17 protein-coding genes are annotated in these 25,518 nt (G+C 63.8%); 10 read left to right on the plus strand and 7 right to left on the minus strand.

What is annotated here, in order from left to right; all coding sequences use genetic code 11:
• Positions 1-507 precede the first annotated feature (507 nt).
• From AC07R1_RS29070 to AC07R1_RS29090, 5 genes are all read left to right on the plus strand, one after another.
• Entirely contained in the window at positions 508-2,232 is a 1,725-nt protein-coding gene (locus tag AC07R1_RS29070; protein ID WP_495111189.1) for a ShlB/FhaC/HecB family hemolysin secretion/activation protein, read from the plus strand.
• 104 nt (positions 2,233-2,336) lie between these two features.
• On the plus strand, positions 2,337-7,295 hold the full coding sequence (locus AC07R1_RS29075) for a hemagglutinin repeat-containing protein (protein ID WP_495111190.1): 4,959 nt from the start codon (positions 2,337-2,339) through the stop codon (positions 7,293-7,295).
• A 202-nt stretch (positions 7,296-7,497) separates the two neighbouring features.
• On the plus strand, positions 7,498-8,124 hold the full coding sequence (locus AC07R1_RS29080) for a response regulator transcription factor (RefSeq protein ID WP_019096116.1): 627 nt from the start codon (positions 7,498-7,500) through the stop codon (positions 8,122-8,124).
• A gap of 43 nt (positions 8,125-8,167) precedes the next feature.
• The gene (locus tag AC07R1_RS29085; RefSeq protein WP_495111191.1) at positions 8,168-9,910 is read left to right on the plus strand and encodes a response regulator; all 1,743 of its coding nucleotides are present in this window, start codon (positions 8,168-8,170) and stop codon (positions 9,908-9,910) included.
• Positions 9,911-10,030: 120 nt separating this feature from the next.
• Positions 10,031-12,979 (plus strand): HD domain-containing phosphohydrolase, encoded by a 2,949-nt coding sequence (locus AC07R1_RS29090; RefSeq protein WP_492618235.1) that lies wholly within the window; start codon positions 10,031-10,033, stop codon positions 12,977-12,979.
• Positions 12,980-12,984: 5 nt separating this feature from the next.
• Here AC07R1_RS29090 and AC07R1_RS29095 read toward each other — a convergent pair whose 3' ends face one another.
• Positions 12,985-13,467: a GAF domain-containing protein gene (locus tag AC07R1_RS29095; protein WP_011062515.1), complete on the minus strand. Its 483-nt coding sequence runs from the start codon at positions 13,465-13,467 to the stop codon at positions 12,985-12,987.
• Entirely contained in the window at positions 13,464-14,354 is an 891-nt protein-coding gene (locus tag AC07R1_RS29100; protein ID WP_019092871.1) for an ATP-binding protein, read from the minus strand. The genes AC07R1_RS29095 and AC07R1_RS29100 overlap by 4 nt, the downstream gene beginning before the upstream one ends.
• A gap of 165 nt (positions 14,355-14,519) precedes the next feature.
• On the opposite strand from AC07R1_RS29100, the gene AC07R1_RS29105 reads away from it, so the two are divergent.
• The gene (locus AC07R1_RS29105; protein ID WP_011062517.1) at positions 14,520-16,841 is read left to right on the plus strand and encodes a hybrid sensor histidine kinase/response regulator; all 2,322 of its coding nucleotides are present in this window, start codon (positions 14,520-14,522) and stop codon (positions 16,839-16,841) included.
• On the opposite strand, the gene AC07R1_RS29110 is transcribed toward AC07R1_RS29105, so the two are convergent.
• The 3 genes from AC07R1_RS29110 to msrB all read right to left on the minus strand — a co-directional run bounded on the left by AC07R1_RS29110 (position 16,825) and on the right by msrB (position 18,265).
• Positions 16,825-17,286: a MarR family winged helix-turn-helix transcriptional regulator gene (locus AC07R1_RS29110; RefSeq protein WP_123472840.1), complete on the minus strand. Its 462-nt coding sequence runs from the start codon at positions 17,284-17,286 to the stop codon at positions 16,825-16,827. The genes AC07R1_RS29105 and AC07R1_RS29110 overlap by 17 nt on opposite strands.
• Positions 17,283-17,768, minus strand: coding sequence for a glutathione peroxidase (locus AC07R1_RS29115; RefSeq protein WP_015636530.1), 486 nt, complete (start codon positions 17,766-17,768; stop codon positions 17,283-17,285). Before AC07R1_RS29115 ends, AC07R1_RS29110 begins: the two co-directional genes overlap by 4 nt.
• 104 nt (positions 17,769-17,872) lie before the next feature.
• Complete coding sequence (gene msrB, locus AC07R1_RS29120) at positions 17,873-18,265, minus strand: peptide-methionine (R)-S-oxide reductase MsrB (RefSeq protein WP_011062520.1); 393 nt, start codon at positions 18,263-18,265, stop codon at positions 17,873-17,875.
• 224 nt (positions 18,266-18,489) lie between these two features.
• Between msrB and AC07R1_RS29125 the strand changes: the two genes are divergently transcribed.
• Positions 18,490-19,701: a pyridoxal phosphate-dependent aminotransferase gene (locus AC07R1_RS29125; RefSeq protein WP_011062521.1), complete on the plus strand. Its 1,212-nt coding sequence runs from the start codon at positions 18,490-18,492 to the stop codon at positions 19,699-19,701.
• Positions 19,702-20,002: 301 nt separating this feature from the next.
• The gene (gene htpX / locus AC07R1_RS29130) at positions 20,003-20,890 is read left to right on the plus strand and encodes a protease HtpX (protein WP_015636531.1); all 888 of its coding nucleotides are present in this window, start codon (positions 20,003-20,005) and stop codon (positions 20,888-20,890) included.
• A gap of 63 nt (positions 20,891-20,953) precedes the next feature.
• Here the strand turns inward: htpX and AC07R1_RS29135 are convergent, their stop codons facing one another.
• The gene (locus AC07R1_RS29135) at positions 20,954-21,622 is read right to left on the minus strand and encodes a thiopurine S-methyltransferase (protein WP_011062523.1); all 669 of its coding nucleotides are present in this window, start codon (positions 21,620-21,622) and stop codon (positions 20,954-20,956) included.
• A 102-nt stretch (positions 21,623-21,724) separates the two neighbouring features.
• Here AC07R1_RS29135 and AC07R1_RS29140 point away from each other — a divergent pair, with 102 nt between their 5' ends.
• The gene (locus AC07R1_RS29140; protein WP_019092872.1) at positions 21,725-22,492 is read left to right on the plus strand and encodes a DODA-type extradiol aromatic ring-opening family dioxygenase; all 768 of its coding nucleotides are present in this window, start codon (positions 21,725-21,727) and stop codon (positions 22,490-22,492) included.
• Between the two features lie 91 nt (positions 22,493-22,583).
• Here AC07R1_RS29140 and AC07R1_RS29145 read toward each other — a convergent pair whose 3' ends face one another.
• Positions 22,584-24,257, minus strand: coding sequence for a DEAD/DEAH box helicase (locus tag AC07R1_RS29145; protein ID WP_011062525.1), 1,674 nt, complete (start codon positions 24,255-24,257; stop codon positions 22,584-22,586).
• A 420-nt stretch (positions 24,258-24,677) separates the two neighbouring features.
• Here AC07R1_RS29145 and AC07R1_RS29150 point away from each other — a divergent pair, with 420 nt between their 5' ends.
• Positions 24,678-25,469 carry a crotonase/enoyl-CoA hydratase family protein gene (locus AC07R1_RS29150; protein WP_019092873.1) on the plus strand — a complete coding sequence of 264 codons (792 nt, stop codon included), beginning with the start codon at positions 24,678-24,680 and terminating at the stop codon, positions 25,467-25,469.
• Positions 25,470-25,518 lie beyond the last annotated feature (49 nt).

Here is a 25,518-nt window from a genome sequence, read left to right on the forward strand (position 1 = left end):
TAGCCGAAAACACTTGGTGCTCGCAAGTTGATATACGAACTGACGATTACAGAATTAAACATCCAGTTAGCCATTCAACCAAACATCCTACCTTTGAATAATTCACCCGAGCGCCACACCCCTTGCCAATCAGGGCTGACAAGCAAATTTCGTTAGCCTTCTATGTATTTACAATTTACGTACAAATAGCCTTTTGGGTTTCGGATAGTCTCGATTTCACAGGCTATTCCCCCCGCTGACCGCCCCCGGAAAAATTAATTTTGCACTGCGCTGTAACGTTTCCACTGCAACTCACTCAACCCTTTTGTCATACCTGAATTTGCACTAACCCATCCGGCACTTACTCAGGAACTGTCACTTCCGAGCACTTGAGCACTGAACCTCAGATATAGATATCGAAGGTATTTAGCGTTCACAGGGCAGAACTAAAAGCGACGCCACTAGTTGAGCCTCATACCCGGCTTTCCGAGTGTCTGTCACTTCGTCTTATTACAGTAAGGATGCCAAGTGCCCTATTCATTACGCACTGACCGCTCCCTTCTCCCCCACACCAGCACTTGGTGCCTGGGACTGCTGCTGGGCCTGACGTACCTGACGCCGGCCCTGGCCGATAACCTGCAACCGGGCCAGGAAGCCCTGCGCCTGCAGCAACAACAGCAACGGGACCTGCAACAACTGCAACTGGAACAGCGCCAGCGGCAGATGCAGCGCGGCAGTTTCAGCAGCACCCCGGCGGCCCCCAGCCAACCTGCGCAGACTGCCAGCGACGAGCGCTGCTGGCCCCTGAGCGGCACCCGCATCGGCGGCGTCAGCCTGTTCGACAAGGCCCGGCTCAATGACTACATCAAGCCGTATGTCGCGCCGTGCATGGGGGCCAACCAGATCAACCAGCTGCTGGCGGCCATCACTCGCCTCTATGTAGAGGCCGGCTACATCGCCAGCCGCCCTTACCTGGCCAGCACTCCGGCGGCCGGGCACAGCCTGGATATCCTGGTAGAGGAAGGCTACGTCGAAGCCATCGAACTGGCCGACCAGAGCCTGCCGGTGTCCCTGCGCGGCGCTTTCCCGGGCATGCTCGGCAAGCCCCTGTACCTGCGGGACCTGGAGCAGGGCCTGGATCAACTGAACCGCCTGCGCTCCCTGGACCTGACCGCCGACATCGCCCCCGGCAGCCAGCCCGGGGCCTCGCGGATCATCCTGCGCTCGCGCAGCAGCGCCGCACGCTGGGGCCTGGGCCTGGGGGTGGACAACCTGGGCAGCGCCGGCACCGGGCGTGACCGGCAGTCGATCAACCTCAACCTCGACAGCCCGTTGCAGATCAACGATGCGCTGAACCTGAACTACAGCGACACCCTCAACCACGGCCCGCGCTACAGCCGCAGCAGCAGCCTGTTCTACTCGGTGCCCTACGGCTACTGGACCTACAGCCTGTTCGCCAGCCATGCCGAATACCGCGCGCCGCTCAAGCTGCCCCGCACCACCTTGTACAACAGCGGGCGTACCGACATGGTCAGCGGCCGCGCCGACCGGGTGCTGTGGCGCGACCAGAGCCACCAGCTCAGCGCCAGCCTGCAACTGGCCTACAAGGACGTGGACAGCTACCTGCAGAAGGCCCACCTGCAGATCCAGAGCCCGACCCTGACCGTGGCCGAAGCCGGGCTCAACCTGTTCTGGCTCGACAGCGCAGTGTGGAACCTGGATGTCAATTACGCCCAGGGCCTGACCTGGTTCGGCGCCGACCGCGACTCGCAGCAGGTACAGCGCAACCTGCCCCAGGCGCAGTTCCGCAAGTACCGCGCCGGCCTCAGCCAGTGGCGCAACGGCCAGTTGGGCACCCAGCGCTGGCAGTGGCAGAGCCAGCTCTCGGCGCAGTACAGCCCGGACCCGCTGCCGGCCATCGAACAACTGCTGGGCACCGACGATTCGGCGGTGCGCGGCTATCGCATCAACAGTGCTTCCGGCGCCATTGGCGCGGTATGGCGCAACACCCTGCGCCTGCCGCTCGACAACGACCTGCCGGTCAAGATCACCCCGCGACTGGGCCTGGACAACGGCTGGATCAAGGCCGAGCACGGCGCCCGGAGCCGGCAGCTGAGCGGTGCCAGCTTGGGGCTCAACCTGAGCTGGAAAAAACTCCAGGTCGACCTGGACTACCAACGCAGCCTCAACACCCCAGAAGGTTTCCGAACGGAGCCGGAAGTCTGGCTGGCCAGGTTCAGCCTGCAGATTTGACCCGACCGCCGATTAGCCTGAATCAACCGACGAACCTGAGCATCACGCGCCGTTGCCCCCTTAGAAAGCAACGCCCGGCTCACCCCACTCAGAACGAGGTTCTCATGCCTGACAACACTCACAGGTTCCACCTTTCGCCCCAGGGCACATTGCGCTGGACCATCGCCGGCCTGCTGCTGGTCTCCCATCTGCCCCTGGCCCTGGCCGGCGGGATCACCGTGGCCGAGGGGCCCGGCGGCATCCCCCAGCTGCAAAACCAGGGTGGCGTACCCATCGTCAACATCGTCGCGCCCAATGCCGGCGGCCTGTCCCACAACCAGTTCCTGGACTACAACGTCGGGCAACAGGGCGTGGTACTGAACAACGCCTTGCAGGCCGGGCAGTCGCAACTGGCCGGGCAACTGGCGGCCAACCAGCAGTTCCACGGCCAGGCGGCCAGCGTGATCCTCAACGAAGTGATCAGCCGCAATGCCTCGCAACTCAATGGTGCCCAGGAGATCTTCGGCCGCGCCGCCGACTTCGTGCTGGCCAACCCCAATGGCATCTCGGTCAATGGCGGCAGCTTCATCAACACCCCCAATGCCAGCCTGGTGGTGGGCCGCCCGGAACTCCAGGACGGCAAGCTGCAAGGGCTCAACACCCAGGATGCCCACGGCCAGTTGGCTATCCAGGGCGGTGGCCTGCGCAACGCCGAGGGTTCGATCAATCTGATCGCCCCGCGCATCGACAGCCAGGGCGCCCTCAAGGCCCGGGACCAGTTGAATGTCACCGTCGGTCGCAACCAGCTGGACTACCCCAGCGGCCAGGTGCGTAACGTCGACCCGGCAAGCCGCACCCAGGAGCAGCGCATCGACGCCAGCCTGTTCGGTGCCATGCAGGCCGGGCGGATCAATATCGTCAGCACCGCCGAAGGTGCCGGGGTGCGTGTCGGCGCCGTCCAGGTGGACGGCCGCGACGGGGTCAAGCTGAGTTCCGCCGGTGACCTGGACATCCGTGGCCAGGCCGTGGACAACAGCCTCGACGCGATCCGTGCCGGGGTCAGCAGCCAGGGCGACATCGAGCTGCACGGAGCCAAGGACCTGACCCTGGCCGCCACCGATGTCAGTGGCCGCAACGTCAAGCTCGACGCCGGGCGCAACCTGACCCTGAGCAGCATCGAAAGCCGCAAGCTCCAGGAAAAACGCCAGCAATGGGAAAACAGCACCATCGGCATCACCTGGGAAACCTACGACAGTACCCACACCGACAGCGACAGCCGCCAGCACGGTAACAAGGTCGTCGCCCGGCAGGATGCCGAGCTGAATTCCGGCGCCAGCACCCAGATCCAGGGCAGCAGCGTCGAGGCCGGCAATCGCCTGAGCGCCCAAAGCGGCGGCGACCTGCGCCTGACCGCTGCCACCGAGACCCACACCCAGCGTGACCAGGGCCGGCATCGCAAGCACCTGTGGAAGGAAAACTGGGACAACGCCAGCAGCGAGCAGCGCACCGTCACCAGCCAGCTCAAGAGCGGCAAGCAGCTGGAACTGACCAGCCAGCAGACACTGCAACTGCAGGGCGCCGAGTTGCACAGCCAGGGCGACATCCTGCTGAGCGCCAAGGACGTCGACATCACCAGCGCCAGCCGCCAGCAGAGCCAGAGCAACCAGCGCTACTCCGGCGACCTGGTGGGCGGTGGCTTCTTCGGCAAGAACGCCGACGGCGACCAGGGCAAGACCCAGAACCAGGGCAGCAAGGTCAACGCCGACGGCAAGCTGATCGTGCGCGCCGACAGCGTACGCATCAGCGGCAGCCAGGCCCGGGGCGGCACCGAGGCCAGCGTCATCAGTGACAAGGGCGCGCTGACCATCGACGGCGTGCGGGACACGTCTCACAGCAACAACCACAGCAAGGACAGCAAGTTCTTCGGCATTGCCAAGGACGAGAGCCGCCAGCAGAACAAGGGCAGCACCACGGTCGGCAGCCAGTTGCGCTCGGACAGCAACCTCAAGTTGCAGAGCGCCGAGGACCTGACCGTCAGCGGCTCCCAGGTCGCCGCAGCAGGGGCACTGGACGCCAGCGCCAAGGGCACGATCAAGGTCGCGGCCGCCGAAGACACCCAGCACGACAGCAGCAGCACTCAGAAGCGCGGCTTCGACGCCTACGCCAAGGAAAATGCACCGGGCACCGGCCAATACCGGGCCGGGGTGCGCTACCAGGATCAGCAGCGCAACGACAGCAGCGACAGCACCCGGCAACAGGCCTCCAGCCTCACCGGCGGCACCCTGGCGGTCACTGCCGGCGAAGATCTCAAGGTGCAAGGCAGCGACCTTGCGGCCACGGCCGGCGATGCCAGCCTGAGCGGCAAGCATGTGCAGTTGCTGGCCGCGGACACCACAACCGAGAAGCACAGCGACAGCACCACCACCGGCGGCGGCTTCTATTACACCGGCGGCCTGGACCGGGCCGGCAACGGCGTGGAAGTGGCGCACAACAGCAGCCAGGACAGCAGCAGCAAGAGCACCGCGCAAACCAGCAACATCGGCGCCAGCGGCAACCTGACCATCAACGCCGGCAACCGCCTGACCACCGAAGGGGCCCAGGTCAAGGCTGGCGGTACCTTGCAGGTCAACGCCGGCGAGGTGGTGAACAAGGCCGCCCGCAACAGCGAAACCAGCCACCACCAGGACAACAACTGGGCAGTGGATGTCGGCGCCAACGTTGAATACAAGGGCGTCACCCGGCCGATCGAGAAGGCCATCCAGGGCGTGGCCCAACGCAAGTTCCATCAACCGGGAGTACTCGATGCCCTGGAACAGCCCAACGTCGGGCTGGACGTGGACGTCAGCCACCAGAACCGCCAGCTGGACAGCAGCAGCGGCACCGCGGTGGTCAGCCAGTTGAGCGGTGGCCAGATCGAGGTCAAGGTCAAAGGCCAACTGCAGGACCAGGGCACCCAGTACCGTGCCACTGATGGCGCGGTGAAAATCAGCGCCGACAGCCTGCTGGCCAGCGCCGCCAGCAACAGCACCAGCAGCAGCGAACAGGCCCTGGATGCCAAGGCCGGCGTGCGGGTCTACACCAATACCGGCGAGGACCTGAACATTCGCGGCAGCGGCGCCGGTGGCAGCAGTACCGTCACCAGCAGCAAGGACCAGGCCCAGGTCGGCAGCTACAACGCCAGCCAGGGCGTGGACATCCAGCTGGCCGGCGACGGGCGCTTCGAAGGCAGCCAGTTCAATGGCGGCCAGGGTGGCGTGACGCTCAAGAGCGGCGGTGAACTGGCGCTGAACCAGGCCAATGACCGCCAGAGCAGCAGCAACTCCAGCCTGCGTGGCGACGCCTCGCTGACCCTGGGCACCACCCCGGGCAGCAACGGCAGCAACCTCAACCTGGGTGCCGGTGTCCAGCTGGACCACAAGAGCCTGGAGCAGCAGGACAGCCAGGCGCGGGTTGCCAGCATCCAGGGCCAGGGCCCGGTGCAGCTCGACAGCGGCGCCAACCTGACGCTGCAAGGCACGCAGATCGGCAACGCGGCACGGCCTACCGGCGATATCCGCCTGGGCGCTGGCGGCAAGCTGGACCTGCAAGCCGCCGTGGACACCCACACCAGCCAGGGCAGCAACCTGGGTGGCGGGCTCACCGCCGGTGCCAGTAAAACCAGCAGCGAGCAAAGCAGCGGCAAGAGCGCCAACCTCAGCGCCAACTTCAACATTGGCCGGGTCTCTGAAAACGATCAGAGCCAGCGCGGCGCGCAACTCTACAGCCAGGGCCAGGTCCTGCTGGGCAGCGCCGCCACCGGCGACGACGCGATTCACTTGCAGGGCACCCGGATCGATGCCGGCAAGGTCGTCCTGGATGCGGCCCAGGGCGGCATCTTCCAGGAGTCGGCGCACTCTACCCAGGCCCATGACAACTGGGGCCTGACCCTGGGCGCCGGTGGCAGCATGGGCAAGACCACCCTGGCCGATGCCAGCGAGCACGACTCGCCGAAAATCGACCGCGGGATCAACGCCCGGGCCAAGATCGACGTCGACCAGCGCCAGAGCACTACCCAGCACAACAGCCTGATCAAGGCCGACCAGGTGGTCCTCAACAGCGCCGGCAACGTGCATCTGGCCGGGGCCAACATCGAGGCGCAACGGGTCGACGGAGCCATCGGTGGCCGCCTCGACATCGAAAGCCGCCAGGACCGCCTGCGCAGCACCCAGGTCAATATCGACGCCAAGCTGGAGGTGGCGAAGAACCAGCCCGGGCTGGTGGACAAGCTGGCCAAGCCGGCCGGCCCGCTCAAGGACGACCTGAAGGCCAAGGCCGAGAAAGGCTTCGACAAGCACCGCGAGAAACTGGAGAACGCCGTGGACAAGGGCGTCGACAAACTCGGCTCGGCCAAGGACAGAGTGGTCGCCCAGGCCAGCAACGCCAAGGAGCGCCTGGGCGAGAAGCTCAGCCGCAGCGGCAGCTACGACGTCAACCCCGAGCCCCGTGGCGCCTTTGGCAACGGTGTGGACAAGGCCAAGAGCTACCTGGCCGACAAGGCCGACGCCGTGGGCAATGGCTTCTCCAGCCTCAAGGAACGTTTCTGGCCGAAAACCAGCGACAGCTACTCGGTCAGCGAGAAGAACACCACCGGCAGCAAGGTGGCCAACACCGCTGAAGGCGTACTGTTCGGCGACAAGAGCGGCAACACCTCCTACACCCCGACCTTGAACCTGGGCTTCAGCCATGCTGGCAAGGACAGTGTGGAGCAGGCCTCGGGCATCCGTGGTCAGCAAGGGGTGAACCTGCGGGTCAGCGGCGAAACCACGCTCACCGGTGCACGCATCGGTGCCAGCGAGGGTCGGGTCGACCTGGGGGGCTCCAAGGTCACCAGCAACGCCCTGGCCGGCTCGGACTACCGCGTCGACGCCGGGCTCAACCTGTCCAAGTCACCGGTCAACCTGGCCCTGGGCGCCGGTAGCGAGCTGACCCGCAAACAGGACGAGGCCACCAGCAAGGACCAGGTGTTCAACCTCGGCCCGCTGCGTGTCGGCGGCCACAGCAACAGCCAGCTGCTGCAAGCCGGTATCGATCAGAAAACGCCATGAGGTCATGGCCGCCCTCCTTCCCGGGAGGGCGGCCTGGGTGCCCCACCCTGTTGAACTTCCATTAGATGCCACCCGCCTGTAATCCCTCCCCTTATTCTGTGTAAGACGCTTCCTAGATTGCGTCTAACCGCTCTTTCGCAACTTTTCCCCTCCACCAGCTGGGCTAACGTTCGGGCTTTCCATTGGTCGGCTGGAGGCCTGTATGGGCTCGGTACTAATCATTGATGATCATCCCGTGGTGCGCATGGCCATTCGTATCCTGCTGGAGCACGAGGGGTATTCGATCGTTGGTGAAACCGATAACGGCGTCGATGCACTGCAGATGGTCCGTGATTGCGAACCGGACCTGGTCATCCTCGATATCTGCATTCCCAAGCTGGACGGGCTGGAGCTGCTGGAGCGCCTCGGCAACATGCCGAGGCGCTCGCGGATCCTGGTCCTGACCGCCCAGTCCGCTGCCCTGTTCGCCAACCGCTGCATGCGCGCCGGGGCTTGCGGCTACGTCTGCAAACAGGAGGACATGAGCGAGCTGCTCAGCGCCATCAAGGCGATCTGCAGCGGCTACAACTACTTCCCCAGCCTGGCCCTGCAGGTTGACCGCAACACCCTTGGCTCGCCGCTGGAGTTGGCGCAGTTCAACTCACTCAATGACCGGGAATTGATGGTCCTGCAGCTGTTCGCCATGGGCCAGACCAACAAGGAAATTGCCGCCGGCATGTTTCTCAGCAACAAGACCGTCAGCACCTACAAGAAACGCATCATGCAGAAACTGGCGACCACCTCGATGAGTGAACTGGTGGACATGGCCAAGCGTAACGCATTGATATGAACCGCCAGCCAGCCCCTTCCCCGATGTGCCGGGTACCCTGGCCATGACCCCGGCCCTGCTGCCGATGGGCGTCGCTGCCCTGCTGTTGCTGTCGATGGCGGCCGGGCTGGGCCTGGCCTGCCTGTACCGGCAACTGCGCCAACACCGGCAACAGGTCCAGGCGCTGCAACAGACGGTGGCAACCCTGGGCACCAGCCTGCAGCAGGCCGAGCGGGCCAACCGCCTGAAAGGCCAGTTCCTCGGCCACCTTGGCCATGAGATCCGCACACCACTGAACGCCTTCATCGGCCTCCTGGAACTGGTGCTGCAACGCACCGAGGACGGCTCAGCCAACCGTGGTTCCCTGGAGCTGGCCCTGGGTGCCGCCAGTGACCTGCGGGAGCTGCTCGGCGACCTGCTGGACATCAGCCGGATCGAGTCCGGGCAACTGCAACTGAACCCGGCCTGGACCTGCCTGAGCCACAGCGCCGAGGCAGTGCTGGGGGTGTTCCAGGCCCTGGCCCGGCAGAAGAACCTGGACCTGAGCCTGGAATTCCAGGCCCCGCCCCCCGAACCCCAGGTACTGGTAGATGGCCTGCGTTTCAAGCAGATCCTGACCAACCTGTTGAGCAATGCCCTCAAGTTCACCCGACAGGGCAAGGTGCAGGTCAAGCTGCAATTGCTGCCGGCGGCGCGCCCCGGGCACTTCGACCTGCTGCTGCGGGTGCTGGACACCGGCATCGGCATTCCCCCACAGGAGCGCCAGCGCCTGTTGCAGCCCTTCGCCCAGGTGGAACCGACCAGCCAGTCGCCACGGGACAGCAGTGGCCTCGGCCTGCCCATCAGCCATCAGCTGTGCCTGCAGATGGGGGGCAGCCTGAGCCTGCACGGCCGCACGGGCCCCGGATGCGAAGTGCAGGTCAGGCTGACCTTGCCCGGCCGCACGGCCGTCGCCCCCAGGCCCGTCGCCGCCACGCCGGCTGCTGCCCAACTGCCGCTGGATGTGCTGCTGGCAGACGATCACCCTGCCAGCCTGACCTTGCTGCAAGGGCAACTGGAGCACCTCGGGCACCGGGTCACCTGCGCCGGGAACGGGTTGCAGGCCTATCAGCTATGGCGCGAGGGCGACTTCGACCTGCTGATCGTCGACTGCAACATGCCCTTGATGAATGGCTACCAACTGGCCGAGGCCATACGCCGCAGCGAAGGCTCCGGGCCGGCGGTCAACCTGATCGGCTGCAGCGCCAGCAACGACCCGCAGACGCATCAGCGTGGCCTGGATGCCGGCATGCACGATTGCCTGTGCAAGCCCTTGGGGCTGGAGTTGCTGGGCTCACGCCTGGCGACGCTGCACCCCCGGCCAAGGCCTGACAGTTTCAGCATCGAGGCCTTGTTCACCCTGACCCATGGCAAGCCGCAGCTTGTCCGGAGCATGCTGGAAAAACTGTCGCAGTGTTGCCGTGAGGATCGCCACCTGCTGGGGAGGATCCCGCCCGACGATTTCACCGCCCTGCTGGAGCTGGCCCACAAGATCAGGGGCTCGGCGCTGATGGTCCGGGCCACCCCCTTGCAGAACTGCTGTGAAAACCTGGAGCGGGCTTGCCTGGAACGGGCCGGGGCTACCGTCATCAGCACCGCTGTGCGCGCCCTGGACCTGGCCCTGATACGCCTTGCCCAATCCCTGCACCGACACCTCGAAGGCCAGGCTCGATCGCAACCTGCGCTGCCCCGCGAAGCAACCCGGCCTGCCTCTTGCCAGGAAAATAGCAAAAGGCCAGTATTGCCTCGCCGTCAGCCACACCCATGAAACCCGTAGCAACGGTTTCCTCGACACCCTCGGCCCCCGGTAAAGCCAAGGCAGGCAATGCCAGCCTTAACTATGCTTGGGTCCTGAGCCATGCCTCGTGTGCCTTTGGAGTGAATTGGAATGCTGAGCACCCCTGCCTTAGCACAACGCCGCTTTCCTCTGCATATCCATATCAGTGCAATGTTCACCTTGCTGTTGCTCCTGACGGGTGTGGTGCTGGGCCTCTACAACTACCAGCAGACCACGCGGCTGATCCTCGACAGCAGTGAAAAGCTTTTCCAGCGCATCGAGCTGGATGTACGCAGCGACGTCAAGGCCACCTACGATCCCATGCGCCATCTGCTCAGCCTGCTGGCGGGCTCGCCGGCGGCCCAGGCGGCGAACCTGGAAGACCGGCTGACCCTGCTGCGGCCTTTCAGCCAGGCCCTGCTGGACAACCCGGACCTGGCTTCGCTGTACCTGGGCTACGCCAATGGCGATTTCTTCATGGTGCGGCCACTGCGCAATCCGCAGATCCGCGAAAGGCGCCAGGCCCCGCAGAACAGCGCCTACGAGGTGTGGAGCATCGAACGCGACTCCCGCACCGGCCAAGTCCATTCCCAATCGCTGTTCTATGACCCCGCGCTGGTATTGATCGACCGCCTGGAGCACCCCGACGAGCGCTACGACCCACGTAACCGCGACTGGTTCTCCAGCGCCCGGGGCGACGCCGACCAGATCACTACCCGCCCCTATGTGTTCTTTTCCACCCAGAACGTCGGCACCACCCTGGCCCGGCACAGCGGCAAGATGGCCGTGATCGCCGCCGACCTGACCCTGGAACAGCTGTCCTCGACCCTGGCCAAGCACCGCGTCACACCCTCCACCGAGGTTGCCCTGCTGGATGACCAGGGCAACGTCGTGGCCTACCCGGACAGCCAGAAGCTGCTGCCGGAACAACGCAGTGCGCGACTGGTCAAGGCGAACGACCTGAGCCCGGCGCTCGCTGCCCTGATGCGTGGCCAGACCGAAGGCGGCCATCTGCAGGCCCAGGGGCGCAGCTGGATTGTCGCCAGCGGCCATATCGCCGAGGGTGGCCCCGGCGGCTTGCAGTTGGCGCTGCTGGTGCCCGAGGACGAACTTCTGGCCGACGCCTATCGCCTGCGCTGGCAAGGCGCGCTGATCACCCTCACCACCCTGCTGCTGTGCCTGCCCCTTGGTTGGCTGATCTCCCGGGTCCTGGTACGGCCGCTGCACGCCCTGGTGCAGGAGGCCGACGCGATCCGCAGTTTCGATTTCGACTATCCGGTTTCCCGGCGTTCACCGGTGCTGGAAGTTGATCAACTGAGCATCTCGATGGCGCGGATGAAAGACACCCTGGCGAGCTTTTTCGAGATCAACGCCAGCCTGTCCGCCGAAACCCGTTTCGACCCGCTGCTGCAACGGGTGCTGTTCGAGACCGTGAAGATCGCCCAGGCCCAGGCCGGCCTGATCTACCTCTGTGAAAGCAAGGGCACGCGCCTGGAGCCCCATGGGCTGATCATCGATGGCCAGCCCCAGGACATGAGGCAGTTCCCCATCGGCTCCCGGGAACTGGCGGACAGCCGGACTCCCGAGTGGCTGAGCCAGCTGACCCACAACGACAGCGTGGTCACCACCCTGGGATTCGATCAGGCCGCGGACCTGCAGAGCGTGTTGCTGGCCCTCGACAGCCCCAGTGCGCACCTGGTGGGCATCCGCCTGCGCAACCGGCACAACGAAACCATAGGCATGCTCCTGCTGTTCCTGGTGGACAGCGGCGCCGAGGCCGACCTGGACAAACTCAGCCCGGACCGCATCGCCTTTATCCAGGCTGTGTCCGCCACCGCCGCCCTGTGCATCGAGAGCCAGCGCCTGCAGAACAAGCAGAAACAGTTGCTGGATGCCTTTATCCAGTTGCTGGCCGGGGCCATCGACGCCAAGAGCCCCTACACCGGCGGCCACTGCCAGCGGGTACCGGCCTTGACCCTGATGCTGGCCGAGGCGGCCGCCGCCAGCCAGGACCCGCGATTCGCTGCCTACCAGCCCGGCGAGGACGAGTGGGAAGCCTTGCACATCGCCGCCTGGCTGCACGACTGCGGCAAGGTCACCACCCCGGAATACGTGGTGGACAAAGCCACCAAGCTGGAAACCCTGAACAACCGCATCCACGAAATCCGCACCCGCTTCGAGGTGCTCAAGCGCGACGCCTGGATCGACTACTGGCGCGCCCTGGCCCTGGGCGGCGACGAACAGCCTCTTGCCGCCGAGCGCGAGGCCCGGCTGCTGGCCCTGGACGATGACTTCGCCTTTGTCGCCCGCTGCAACATGGGCACCGAATTCATGGCCGAGGCCGATCAGCAGCGCCTGCAGCGCATCGCCCAACGCACCTGGAGCCGGACCCTGGACGATCGCCTGGGGGTTTCCTGGGAGGAGAACCAGCGCCAGGAACGCACCCCGGCGCCGAGCCTGCCGGTGCTGGAACCGCTACTGGCGGACAAGCCCGAACACCTGCTGGAGCGCAGCGCCACGGAAGTCATGGCGGCGGACAACCCCTGGGGCTTCAAACTGCAGGTGCCCAGCCACAAGTACAACCGTGGTGAGCTGTACAACCTGAGCATTGCCCGGGGCACGCTGACGGCCGAAGAACGCTATGTGATCAACCACCACATCGTGCAGACCATCATCATGCTCGAGCACCTGCCCTTCCCCAGCCACTTGCAGAACGTGGCGGAGATCGCCGGCGGCCACCACGAGAAGATGGACGGCACCGGCTACCCCAAGCAGCTCAAGCGCGAACAGATGAGCCTGCCCGCGCGGATGATGGCCATCGCCGACATCTTCGAGGCCCTGACGGCGGCAGACCGCCCCTACAAAAGGGGCAAGACCCTGAGCGAGGCGCTGAACATCATGGCCATGATGTGCCGCGATGCCCATATCGATCCCGAGCTGTTCGAACTGTTCATCCAGCAGCGGATCTACCAGCGCTACGCGGAGCGTTTCCTGACGCCGCAACAGGTCGACCCGGTGGACCAGGATTCACTGCTCAAGAAGGCGGGCTTGAGCACCTGAGGGCTTCAGCAGTCGCTCAGGCGCAGAAAGATCGCCGCCAGTTGCTCGATTCCCGCCTGATCGGCAACACCGAAGCGCGCCAGCTTCGGGCTGTCCAGGTCGAGCACGCCGATCAACCGGCCGTCCTTGACCAGCGGCACCACCAGCTCGCTGTTGGAGGCGCTGTCACAGGCAATGTGCCCGGCAAAGGCGTGCACATCTTCCACCCGCTGGGTCTGCAGAGTCGCCGCCGCGGTACCGCAGACGCCGCGGCCAAACGGAATCCGCACGCAGGCGATCTGCCCCTGGAACGGCCCGAGCACCAGCTCCTGGTTGCGGTTGAGGTAGAACCCCGCCCAGTTCAGGTCCTCCAGCTGGCTATAGAGGAAGGCTGAGAACTGCGCGGCGTTGGCGATGAAATCACGCTCATCGGCCAGCAGCGACTCCAACTGCGCGCACAGCAGCCCGTAACCGTCCAGGCCTTGGCCGGCGCTTTGCAAATCGATCATGCTTTTTGCTCCAACAACTGCAGGCCCACCCAATAGCGGGCAAATTGATAGGCACAACGGCCATTGCGGTTGCCCCGGCCGGTGGCCCAGCGTACCGCAAGGATGTCCAGTTCTTCGTCACGCTGCCAGTCGAGGCCGGCCTTGCGCGCCAGTTCGCCGATCCAGTGCTCCACCACGTTGAGGAAGTGCTCCTGGGTGAAGGGATAGAACGACAGCCACAGGCCGAAACGGTCCGACAGGGCGATCTTGTCTTCCACGGCTTCACTGGGATGCAGCTCGCCGTCGACGCGCTTCCAGTTCTCGTTGTCGCTTTCCTTTTCCGGCACCAGGTGCCGACGGTTCGAGGTGGCGTACAGCAGCACGTTCTCCGGGGCCTGTTCCAGGGAGCCGTCGAGCACGCTCTTGAGCACCCGGTAATCGCCCTCGCCGGCCTCGAACGAGAGGTCGTCGCAGAACAGCACGAAACGCTGGGGCAGCTTGACCAGCTGTTCCACCACCCGCGGCAGGTCCGCCAGGTGGTCGCGCTCGATCTCGATCAGCCGCAGGCCGCCCTTGGCGTGCTCGGCCAGCAGGGCCCGTACCAGGGAAGACTTGCCAGTACCACGCGAACCCCAGAGCAGGGCATGGTTGGCTGGCAGGCCGTCAAGGAACTGCTGGGTGTTGCGCGCCAGTTGCTCACGCTGCTTGTCGACCCCGATCAGGTCGCTCAGGCGCATGTCCAGGCTGACTTCCAGCGGCAGCAGGAAACCGCTGCGCCCTTCACGCTGCCAGCGGGCCGCCAGGCACTGATTCCAGTCGATGGGCTGGCGCAGGGTGGGCAACAAGGGTTCAATCCGCGCCAGAACCGCATCGGCACGTTCAAGAAATGCATTCAATCGAGCATCCACGACTTTTCCTCAGGCACGTTCAAGGTAATGATGCGGCACACAGAGCAAACGCAATCCCGATCAAGGGGTCTATCGCTTTATCAGCTGCTGCCCGGCCAGCCCGGCAACCAAAAATGATCAGCTATGCTTGCGCAGCGAAGGGAAACGAAAGTGGTTCAACCCCCCATGGATATCAAGTTCACCAACCGCCTGTCCTATAAACAGGCCCGGCTCACCGTGCTGGTGGGTTTCATTCTGGGGACCGCGCTCAGTCTGCTGCAAATCGGCATCGATTATGCCAGCGAAGACGCCTCCATCAATCGTGAAATCCAATCGCTGCTGGAAATCAGCCACAATCCGGCCTCGCGCATCGCCTACAACATCGACGCCGAGCTGGCCCAGGAATTGACCCTGGGCCTGCTGCGCTCCCCGGCGATCATTCGCGCGCAATTGATCGACAACAACAATACCCTGCTGGCCAACGTCGAACGGCCACCGCAACAGAGCCGCTATCGGGCCATCAGCGACTTCCTGTTCGGCGCCGATCGCCAGTTCGAGGATCGCCTGTATCTGAGCCACCTGCCGGAGGAGTCCCTCGGCACCCTGCACCTGGATGTGGATACCTACGCCTTCGGCAGCCGTTTCCTGCGGCGTGCCGAAGTCACCCTGATCAACGGGTTCGCCCGCAGCCTGATCCTCACCGGAATTCTCCTGGCGCTGTTCTACGTGATGCTGACCAAGCCCTTGGTGCGGGTGATCCGCGAGCTCAGCAGCCGCGACCCGCGCAGCCCGAAACAGGCCAAGCTGGACTTTCCCCATGGCCACGAGAACGACGAGGTCGGGGTGCTGGTCAAGGTGGCCAACCAGCAGTTCGACATCATGGCCACCGAGATCCAGCAGCGGCGCAACGCCGAAAACCGCCTGACCGAATACCTCGGGCAGTTGGAGAACATCGTCTCGGCCCGCACCACCGAGCTCAAGGCCAGCAATGCCCGGCTCAGCCAGTCCAACGAGGAACTGGAGATCGCCCGGCGCACTGCCCTGGACATGGCCCAGGCGCGGGCGGCGTTTCTGGCCAACATGAGTCACGAGATTCGCACCCCGCTCAATGGCCTGCTGGGGATGATCGCGCTGTCCCTGGACAGCCCGCTGAACCCCGAGCAGCGCCAGCAGCTGTCGATTGCCCATGACTCCGGCAAGGTCCTGGTGGAATTGCTCAACGATATTCTCGACATGTCCAAGTTCGACGCCGGGCAACTGGAGCTGGAGCGCATTCCCTTCGATCTCGGGGTACTGGTGGAGGACACCGCCAACCTGCTGTCGCAAAACGCCGCGGCCAGCGTGGAGCTGGCCTGCCTGATCGCCCCGGACTTCCCCGCCCTGGTACTGGGGGACCCGACCCGAGTGCGGCAGATCGTCAGCAACCTGCTGTCCAACGCCCTCAAGTTCACCCGTTTCGGCCGCGTCGATGTACGCCTGAGCACCCTGGGCGACGGGGTGCGCATCGAGATCTGCGACACCGGCATCGGCATCGCCCAGGAAGCCCAGGTGCGCATCTTCCAGCCCTATACCCAGGCCGGCGCCGGCATCACTCGCCAATACGGAGGCACCGGCCTGGGCCTGGCCCTGACCTACAACCTCTGCGAAGCCATGGACGGCCGCCTGAGCATCAGTTCGGAAGTCGGCTTCGGCAGCCAGTTCTGCGCCGACCTGCCTCTGCCCTGCCACACTCCGGCCGCCCCGCCGCCGGCGCTGGCCGGGAAGATCATCGCCATCACCGAGGCCGGCAGCGGCCTCGCCGAGCTGCTGGCCAGCCTGCTGCCCAGTTGGGGCCTGAGCTATCAGCGCTGTGATATCGAGGATTCCCTGGCCGGCCTCGACCCCGACCTGCTGATCACCGACTGCCCGGAATGCCTGTTCGGCCTGCGCCCGGCGATCCGCGCGCCAATCCTGCTGGTGACCGCCTATGGCAGCTTCCTGCCCAGCGAAGAGGCCAACGCCCTGGCACCGCTGCAACAGCAGGCCCGGCCCCTGGCGCGCAATGCGTTGTATCAGACCCTGCGACGCTCGTTGCTGGGGGAAACCATCACCCTCAACGATGCTCAGCTGGAAATGCCGGTACAACGGCGCCGGGCGGACATTCTGCTGGTGGAGGACAACCCGGTGAACCAACTGGTGGCCAAGGGCATGCTGAGCAAGCTCGGCTGCGCGGTGACCGTGGCCGCCCATGGCGCCGAAGCCCTCAATCAGTTGGAGCTGCATCGTTTCGATCTGGTGCTGATGGACTGCAACATGCCGGTCATGGATGGCTACGAAGCCAGCCGGCAGATCCGGCGCAGCGGGCGCTGGCCGGATCTGCCGATCATCGCCCTGACTGCCAACGCCATGCCCGAGGAGCGTGAACGCTGCCGCGCCGCCGGCATGAGCGACTACCTGGCCAAACCGTTCCGTCGCGAGGAACTGATCGCCCTGCTCGACCTCTGGGTGCCGACTACGACAAAGCTTTGATCTGCTGCAGCAGTTGATCCAGACCGGCGCGCAGCTGATCGAGGTTGTCCAGATCGATCCCGCTGTCGCACAGCAACGCCGCCTTCAGCGGCGGCACCTGCTCACGCAGCGCCAGGCCGCGCTCGCTCAAGCTCAAGTGCACCTCGCGCTCGTCGCGCCCGGACCGCTGGCGCTGCACCAGTTGCAACTGCTCCAGACGCTTGAGCAACGGGGTCAGGGTCCCGGAATCCAGGGCCAGGCGCTCGCCCAGGGCCTTGACCGTCGGCAGGGACGGAGGCGTTGCCTGCCATTCCCACAGCACCAGCATCACCAGGTACTGCGGGTAGGTCAGGCCCAGGCGGTCGAGCATCGGCTTGTAGCCACGGACCACCGCCCGCGAGGCGGCGTACAGCTTGAAGCACAGCTGGGAATCGAGTTTCAGTGAATCCACGGACAGGTCGTTCATTTGAGCAGGGCTTCGATCTCGCGGCTCAGGTCCTGGGGTTTGGTTGCCGGAGCGAAACGCTTGACCAGCTTGCCGTCCTGGCCGATCAGGAACTTGGTGAAGTTCCACTTGATGCCTTGGGAACCGAGCACGCCGGGTGCGCGCTTTTTCAACTGAGCGAACAGTGGATGGGCCCCGGCGCCATTGACCTCGATCTTCTTGAACAGCGGGAAACTCACACCGTAGTTGAGCTCGCAGAACTCGGAGATCGCCCCTTCGTTGCCTGGTTCCTGCTTGCCGAACTGGTTGCAGGGAAAGCCCAATACCACCAGCCCCTGGTCCTTGTAGGTCTGCCACAGCTCTTCGAGCCCCTTGTATTGCGGGGTGAAGCCGCACTTGCTGGCAGTGTTGACCACCAGCACGGCCTTGCCGGCGAAGTCCGCCAGGGTCTTTTGTTCACCCTTGATGGTGGTGCAGGGAATGGTCAGCAGTGAGTCGGTCATGACGGCAACTCCATGTGTGGAAGTAAGAGGCAGCAAAATAGCGCTCAATTAAATTGCATGCAATTTAATTGAACAAAAGGCGATTCCGAAGAATCGCCAACCGGTCAGCGCGGCACCAGGTCCAGGCACACCGAGTTGATGCAGTAACGCAGGCCGGTGGGCGGCGGGCCGTCCGGGAACACGTGGCCCAAGTGCGCGTCGCACTTGGCGCAGACCACTTCGGTACGGATCATGCCGTGGCTCATGTCACGGATCTCCACCATGGCGCTGTCGGCAATGGGCTCGTAGAAACTCGGCCAGCCACACCCGGAATCGAACTTGGCCTTGGAATCGAACAGCGGCTCATTGCAGCAGATGCAGTGATAGACCCCATCGGTCTTGGTGCCGTTGTACTTGCCCGAGAAGGGCCGTTCGGTGCCCTTGAGCCGGCAGACGTTGTACTGCTCCGGGTCGAGCATCGACCGCCATTCTTCCAGGGTTTTTTCCAGCTTTTCCATGGTCCTTCCTCTGCAACGGAAAAAGCCCGATCTGTGTCTTTTCCACGGATCGGGCGGCACGTATGATTGCGCCTCGTCAGACGCCAGTCTGGCAGCCGCGTTACACCCATTCAAACGGATTTTGCCGCAGCCGGTGCGGGTTACAGGCCGGTGTGACACGGCAGGATTCCCAGTACGGTAGTTCATCCTCCGCCTGGATCGTTCATTTTCGGGAACACATCGCCATGCAGGTCAGCAAATCGAACAAGCTCGCCAACGTCTGTTATGACATTCGCGGCCCAGTGCTCAAGCACGCCAAACGTCTGGAAGAGGAAGGCCACCGCATCCTCAAGCTGAATATCGGCAACCCGGCGCCCTTTGGTTTCGAAGCGCCGGACGAAATCCTCCAGGACGTGATCCGCAACCTGCCCACTGCCCAGGGCTACAGCGACTCCAAGGGCCTGTTCAGTGCCCGCAAGGCGGTGATGCAGTACTACCAGCAGAAGCAGGTGGAAGGCATCGGTATCGAAGACATCTACCTGGGCAACGGTGTTTCCGAACTGATCGTGATGGCCATGCAGGCCCTGCTCAACAACGGCGACGAAGTGCTGGTGCCGGCCCCCGACTACCCGCTGTGGACCGCCGCGGTGAGCCTGGCCGGCGGCAACCCGGTGCACTACCTGTGCGACGAGCAGGCCAACTGGTGGCCGGACCTGGCCGACATCAAGGCCAAGATCACCCCGAACACCAAGGCCCTGGTGATCATCAACCCGAACAACCCCACCGGCGCCGTCTACCCCAGGGAAGTACTGCTGGGCATGCTGGAGCTGGCCCGCCAGCACAACCTGGTGGTGTTCTCGGACGAGATCTACGACAAGATCCTCTACGATGACGCCGTGCACATCTGCACCGCCTCGCTGGCCCCGGACCTGCTGTGCCTGACCTTCAACGGCCTGTCCAAGTCCTATCGGGTAGCCGGTTTCCGTTCCGGTTGGGTGGCCATTTCCGGTCCCAAGCAGCACGCCCAGAGCTACATCGAAGGCATCGACATGCTGGCCAACATGCGCCTGTGCGCCAACGTGCCCAGCCAGCACGCCATCCAGACCGCACTGGGCGGCTACCAGAGCATCAACGACCTGGTGCTGCCCCCGGGCCGCCTGCTGGAACAGCGCAACCGCACCTGGGAACTGCTCAACGACATTCCCGGAGTCAGTTGCGTCAAGCCCATGGGCGCGCTGTATGCCTTCCCGCGGATCGACCCGAAGATCTGCCCGATCCACAACGACGAGAAGTTCGTCCTCGACCTGCTGCTCTCGGAAAAGCTCCTGGTGGTGCAAGGCACGGCCTTCAACTGGCCATGGCCGGATCACTTCCGCGTCGTGACCCTGCCGCGGGTGGATGACCTGGAGCAGGCCATTGGTCGGATCGGCAGCTTCCTCAAGTCCTACCGCCAGTAACGGAAAAATCGCAGTGCGATCCTTCTCTGGTCGCACTGCGATTAATTCAGCAACACATCTTCACTGCCCTGCTCCACTCCCCTTCTATAAGCTTGCACTTTCCGTCCTGCCCACTGTCACACGTCTGCACCGCAGCCGGGTGGCGGCCGCCCTGGCGTTGGCTCATTGCGTTGAACTACAAGCGTCTAGACCCGGCCTGTGCGACACAGTTTGAAATAGAAGCCGTATTGAATAGGCGGTTGTCGCACCTTATATACCCCGCAGTACGCTACATCTTTAGCTTGAGGAGATTTCTACAACCATGATGCGAATCCTGCTGTTTTTGGCCACTAACCTTGCGGTCGTGCTGATTGCCAGCATCACCCTGAGCCTTTTCGGCTTCAACGGGTTCATGGCGGCCAATGGGGTTGATCTGAACCTCAATCAGCTGCTGATTTTCTGTGCGGTCTTCGGTTTTGCCGGTTCGCTGTTCTCGCTGTTCATCTCCAAGTGGATGGCGAAGATGAGCACCAGCACGCAGATCATCACCCAACCGCGTACCCGCCATGAGCAATGGTTGCTGCAGACCGTCGAGCAACTGTCCCGCGAAGCGGGCATCAAGATGCCCGAAGTGGGTATTTTCCCAGCCTATGAGGCCAACGCCTTTGCCACCGGCTGGAACAAGAACGATGCGCTGGTAGCCGTCAGCCAGGGCCTTCTGGAACGTTTTTCGCCCGATGAAGTGAAAGCCGTGCTGGCCCACGAGATCGGCCACGTCGCCAACGGTGACATGGTGACCCTGGCACTGATCCAGGGTGTGGTGAACACTTTCGTGATGTTCTTCGCACGGATCATCGGCAACTTCGTCGACAAGGTGATCTTCAAGAACGAAGAAGGCCAGGGCATCGCCTACTACGTGGCGACCATCTTCGCCGAACTGGTTCTGGGTATCCTGGCCAGCGCCATCGTCATGTGGTTCTCGCGCAAACGCGAATACCGCGCCGACGAAGCCGGCGCCCGTCTGGCCGGCACCAACGCGATGATCGGCGCGCTGCAGCGCCTGCGTTCGGAACAGGGCCTGCCGGTGCACATGCCCGACACCCTGAATGCCTTCGGCATCAACGGTGGCATCAAGCAGGGCCTGGCTCGCATGTTCATGAGCCACCCTCCGCTGGAAGAGCGTATCGAGGCCCTGCGTCGTCGCGGCTGATCCAGTGCAAGGCAATACCCAAAAGGGCGACGCAAGTCGCCCTTTTGCTTGGCCGCCAAAAACCTATCTCGCGGCACCCTGCTTGCTCAGGCGATAGACCCTCTCCACCAGCCGGGTCACGCCACCCTGGAGAAACTTCCAGCTCTCGCCAAGAATGTCGCGCTCCGTTTCTACCTGCAGTTGCCAGACGCCCCCCAGACGTTGCCGGACCTCATCGTCGAGCACCGCAAATGGCGGGCCGTCCAACTGCTCCTGGGCGTAATCCATGGTGATCAGCAGCCCCTTGCTGCCATTTGGCAACAGGCCATTGAGGTGAGCGGCATAGCGCTGTCGCATGGGCGAGGGCAAGGCAATCATGGCTGCACGGTCATACAGGGCCGTGCAATCAGCGGTGTCCTCGGCGGTCAGGGCAAAGAAATCACCGCACCAGAGCTCAATGGGCCCGTGGGCGTAGACCTTGAACACCCCGTGCTGGCTGATCTGCGGCTGCAACTGGTGCTCACGAAAGAAATCCTCCACCGCCTTTTCCGCCAGTTCGATGCCCAGCACCTCGAACCCTTGGTCGGCAAGCCAGATCAGGTCCAGGCTCTTGCCGCACAAAGGCACCAGCACGCGGCTTTGCGCCGCCAGGCCCAAGGCCGGCCAGTACTGCTGCAGGTAAGGGTTGACCTCTGCCAGGTGAAAGCCGATCTGATCGCGCTCCCAGCGCTTTTGCCAAAAGTCCGCTTGCATGAGAAGTCCTTAAAATTCGATCAAAAAGCGCTAAAACTTATATTAGATTTAGATCATTGATCTGATTGAAGATGGCGCATCTTAACCTTCAGGAGCCTCTTCATGCTTCCCAGCCTGTTCATCTCCCACGGCTCTCCCATGCTGGCGCTGGAACCCGGCGCCAGCGGCCCGGCCCTGGCTCGCCTGGCAGCCGAGCTGCCCCGGCCCAGGGCGATCCTGGTGGTCTCGGCCCACTGGGAAAGCTCCGATCTGCGGGTCAGTTGCAACCCGCACCCGGAAACCTGGCACGACTTTGGCGGCTTCCCCGCCGCGCTGTTTGCCGTGCAATACCCGGCCCCGGGCGATCCGGAACTGGCAGCCCAGGTGGTGGAGCTGCTCCAGGCCGAAGGCCTGCCCGCCCAACTGGACAGCCAGCGCCCCTTCGACCACGGCACCTGGGTACCGCTGTCGCTGATGTACCCGCAGGCGGACATCCCGGTGGTCCAGCTGTCGCTGCCCAGCCGCCTGGGCCCGGCCCTGCAGACCCGTATCGGCCATGCCCTCGCGGGCCTGCGGGAACAGGGCGTGTTGCTGATCGGCTCCGGCAGCATCACCCACAACCTGCGGGACCTGGACTGGCACGCTGGCCCGGAAAGCGTCGAACCCTGGGCCAAGGCCTTTCGCGACTGGATGATCGACAAGCTGGCGGCCGATGACCAGGCGGCCCTTCATGACTACCGCCAGCAGGCACCGAATGCCGTGCGCAGCCACCCCAGTGATGAACACCTGCTGCCGCTGTATTTCGCCCGGGGCGCCGGTGGCAAATTCAGCGTGGCCCACCAGGGCTTCACCCTGGGCGCCCTGGGCATGGACATCTACCGATTTGGCTGATGGCCGCCAGCGCCAAGGCAAATGACAGGCAAAAAAAATCCCCGAACCAGTCGGGGATTTTTTATGCCTGATCAATCAGCCCAGGGGCCGATCAATCTTCGCGATAGCGACGCAGCTTCAGCTGCTTGCCGGCAACGCGAGTGTCCTTGAGCTTGGTCAGCAGACGGTCCAGACCGTCCTCCGGCAGCTCGACCAGGCTGAAGCTGTCACGCACCTGGATGCGGCCGATAGCTTCACGGGCCAGGCCGCCTTCATTGAGGATCGCGCCCAGAAGGTTCTTGGCAGCGATGCCGTCACGGGCACCCAGCGCGGTGCGGCAGCGTGCACGACCTTCGCCCAGAGGCATTGGCGCGCGACGCTCACGGTCACCACGATCAGGACGGTCACCGGAACGCTCGGGACGATCGCCACGTGGGGCGCTGTTGGGCACCAGTGGACGCTCTTTCTCGATCGCGGCCAGGTTCAGCGCTTGACCGTTGGTAGCCTTGCGCAGCAGGGCTGCGGCCAGGGCACGCGGGCTGCAACCGATGTCGGCGGTCAGGCGATCAAGCAGATCACCGTGGGTCGCTTCAGCATCAGCCACCAGCGGCGACAGGCTGTTGGTCAGCTTCTTGATGCGGGCATCGAGAACGGCTTGGGCGTCCGGCAGGCGAACTTCGGCAACCTTCTGACCGGTTACACGCTCGATCACTTGCAGCATGCGACGCTCACGTGGAGTCACCAGCAGCAGCGCGCGGCCTTCGCGACCGGCACGGCCGGTACGGCCGATACGGTGCACGTAGGATTCCGGGTCGTACGGCATGTCCACGTTGAATACGTGGGTGATGCGCGGTACGTCCAGACCACGGGCGGCTACGTCGGTCGCCACAACGATGTCCAGGCGGCCATCCTTGAGGGAGTCGATCACGCGCTCACGCTGGTTCTGGGCGATGTCGCCGTTCAGCGCAGCGGCTTTGTAGCCTTTGGCTTCCAGGGCACTGGCCAGGTCCAGGGTCGCTTGCTTGGTGCGCACGAACATGATCAGGGCGTCGAAATCTTCAACTTCCAGCAGGCTCAGAACGGCAGAGGTCTTCTGGTCGGCGTGAACCAGCAGGTGAGCCTGCTCGATCGCGGTGACGGTCTGGGTCTTGCTCTGGATCTTGACGTGTTTCGGGTCTTTCAGGTGACGCTCGGCGATGGCCCGGATCGACTGCGGCAGGGTGGCCGAGAACAGTACGGTCTGGCGGGTCTCCGGCATGGCCTTGAAGATCACTTCCAGGTCATCCATGAAGCCCAGCTTGAGCATCTCGTCGGCTTCGTCGAGAACCAGGTGGTTCACGGTGGCCAGGACTTTTTCGTCGCGACGCAGGTGGTCGCACAGACGGCCCGGAGTGGCGACAACGATCTGTGCGCCATTACGGATTGCTTTCAGTTGTGGGCCCATCGGCGCACCGCCGTAGACGGCCACAACAGTCACGCCCGGCATTTGCTTGGCGTAGGTTTCGAAAGCGGTTGCTACTTGCAGCGCCAACTCACGGGTTGGGGCCAGGATCAGAGCTTGCGGCTCGCGCTTGGACGGATCAATGCGGTGCAGGATAGGCAGGGCAAAGGCAGCGGTCTTACCGGTACCGGTTTGCGCCTGACCAATCATATCGTGACCGGCAAGGATGATCGGGATCGACTGCTGCTGAATAGCCGAAGGCTCTTCATAGCCGGTAGCGACTACTGCAGCGACAATATTGGGATGAAGTTCAAGAGCGGCGAAGCCGCCGATTTCCTGGGTCATGGGTCTGCCTCTAAGTGCATCCGCAAAGACCCATGCTCCAAAGCTGCGCATGCCGTGTAAGACTCAAGAGTCACCCTGGCAGCTTTGTCGGCGGGGATTTGCGAAAACGATTGGATGAATGGATCGTCAAGGATAGTCCGCGCAGCGGACAAGCAGCCGAAGCTGACTTCGGGGAATTGCATTACCTAAACGTGGCCCGGCTAAAGGCCGGCGCGCACTATACCGGAATTACTCAAAAAAGGGAGTTTTTTTTATCGGAAAAATCCGCTGAACACCCGATTGTCATGGGCTTTGCGCAGACTTCGGCGGCGCGCTATTTTGCTCAGGCCCGGCGCTGTTGGTCATCGCGCTTAAACGGTTCACCTTTGTGCACGAAACCGCCCGCGCCAACCTCCCCTCTTTCTTCCCAGGACAGCGCTCATGAATCAGCCCAGTGCCAGCCGTGTCAGCCGTGAACTACGTGGTCACCTGTTCCTTATCGGCCTGGACCGGGTGGCCAAGCGCAATGCCTTCGACCTCGAGCTGCTCAACCAGTTGAGCCTGGCCTACGGCGAGTTCGAAGCCAGCAGCGAGGCGCGAGTGGCGGTGGTGTTCGGCCACGGCGAGCACTTCACCGCAGGCCTGGACCTGGCCAATGTCGGCGCCGCCCTGGCCCAGGGCTGGCAAGCACCAGCCGGTGGCTGCGACCCCTGGGGCGTGTTCAGCGGCCCACAGGTGAACAAGCCGGTGATCGTCGCCGTACAAGGCTACTGCCTGACCATCGGCATCGAGCTGATGCTGGCCTCCGACATCAATCTCTGCGCCAGCAATACCCGCTTCGCGCAAATGGAGGTGCAACGCGGAATCTTCCCTTTCGGCGGCGCGACCCTGCGCCTGCATCAACTGGCCGGCTGGGGCAATGCCATGCGCTGGTTGCTGACCGGGGACGAATTCGATGCCCATGAAGCCCTGCGCCTGGGCCTGGTGCAGGAGGTCATGGCCAGCGAAGACCTGCTGCCCCGGGCCATCGAACTGGCCGAACGGATTGCCCGCCAGGCACCGCTGGGGGTGCAGGCGACCCTGATGTCGGCACGCCAGGCCAGGCTCGAAGGGGAAACGGCGGCCGCCCAGGGGCTGGCGCCGCTGGTGCACAAACTGATGAACAGTGAGGACGCCAAAGAGGGCGTGCGGGCGATGATCGAAAAACGGCCCGGGGTGTTCAAGGGCTGCTGAACAGGGGCCGGCAGATCGGCTTCGCCGGCCAGCCGGCGCCAGCAAGGGC

The sequence above is a fragment of the Pseudomonas sp. GW821-FHT07F01 genome, from assembly GCF_059418825.1.

Coding starts and splice junctions, on each gene's coding strand:
- msrB (WP_011062520.1), bottom strand. CDS start 18,265: ATGGAAAAGCTGGAAAAAACCCTGGAAGAATGGCGGTCGATGCTCGAC.
- AC07R1_RS29145 (WP_011062525.1), bottom strand. CDS start 24,257: ATGACCCAGGAAATCGGCGGCTTCGCCGCTCTTGAACTTCATCCCAAT.
- AC07R1_RS29125 (WP_011062521.1), top strand. CDS start 18,490: ATGCAGGTCAGCAAATCGAACAAGCTCGCCAACGTCTGTTATGACATT.
- AC07R1_RS29105 (WP_011062517.1), top strand. CDS start 14,520: ATGGATATCAAGTTCACCAACCGCCTGTCCTATAAACAGGCCCGGCTC.
- htpX (WP_015636531.1), top strand. CDS start 20,003: ATGATGCGAATCCTGCTGTTTTTGGCCACTAACCTTGCGGTCGTGCTG.
- AC07R1_RS29080 (WP_019096116.1), top strand. CDS start 7,498: ATGGGCTCGGTACTAATCATTGATGATCATCCCGTGGTGCGCATGGCC.
- AC07R1_RS29150 (WP_019092873.1), top strand. CDS start 24,678: ATGAATCAGCCCAGTGCCAGCCGTGTCAGCCGTGAACTACGTGGTCAC.
- AC07R1_RS29135 (WP_011062523.1), bottom strand. CDS start 21,622: ATGCAAGCGGACTTTTGGCAAAAGCGCTGGGAGCGCGATCAGATCGGC.
- AC07R1_RS29095 (WP_011062515.1), bottom strand. CDS start 13,467: ATGATCGATTTGCAAAGCGCCGGCCAAGGCCTGGACGGTTACGGGCTG.
- AC07R1_RS29110 (WP_123472840.1), bottom strand. CDS start 17,286: ATGAACGACCTGTCCGTGGATTCACTGAAACTCGATTCCCAGCTGTGC.
- AC07R1_RS29140 (WP_019092872.1), top strand. CDS start 21,725: ATGCTTCCCAGCCTGTTCATCTCCCACGGCTCTCCCATGCTGGCGCTG.
- AC07R1_RS29115 (WP_015636530.1), bottom strand. CDS start 17,768: ATGACCGACTCACTGCTGACCATTCCCTGCACCACCATCAAGGGTGAA.
- AC07R1_RS29085 (WP_495111191.1), top strand. CDS start 8,168: ATGACCCCGGCCCTGCTGCCGATGGGCGTCGCTGCCCTGCTGTTGCTG.
- AC07R1_RS29075 (WP_495111190.1), top strand. CDS start 2,337: ATGCCTGACAACACTCACAGGTTCCACCTTTCGCCCCAGGGCACATTG.
- AC07R1_RS29090 (WP_492618235.1), top strand. CDS start 10,031: ATGCTGAGCACCCCTGCCTTAGCACAACGCCGCTTTCCTCTGCATATC.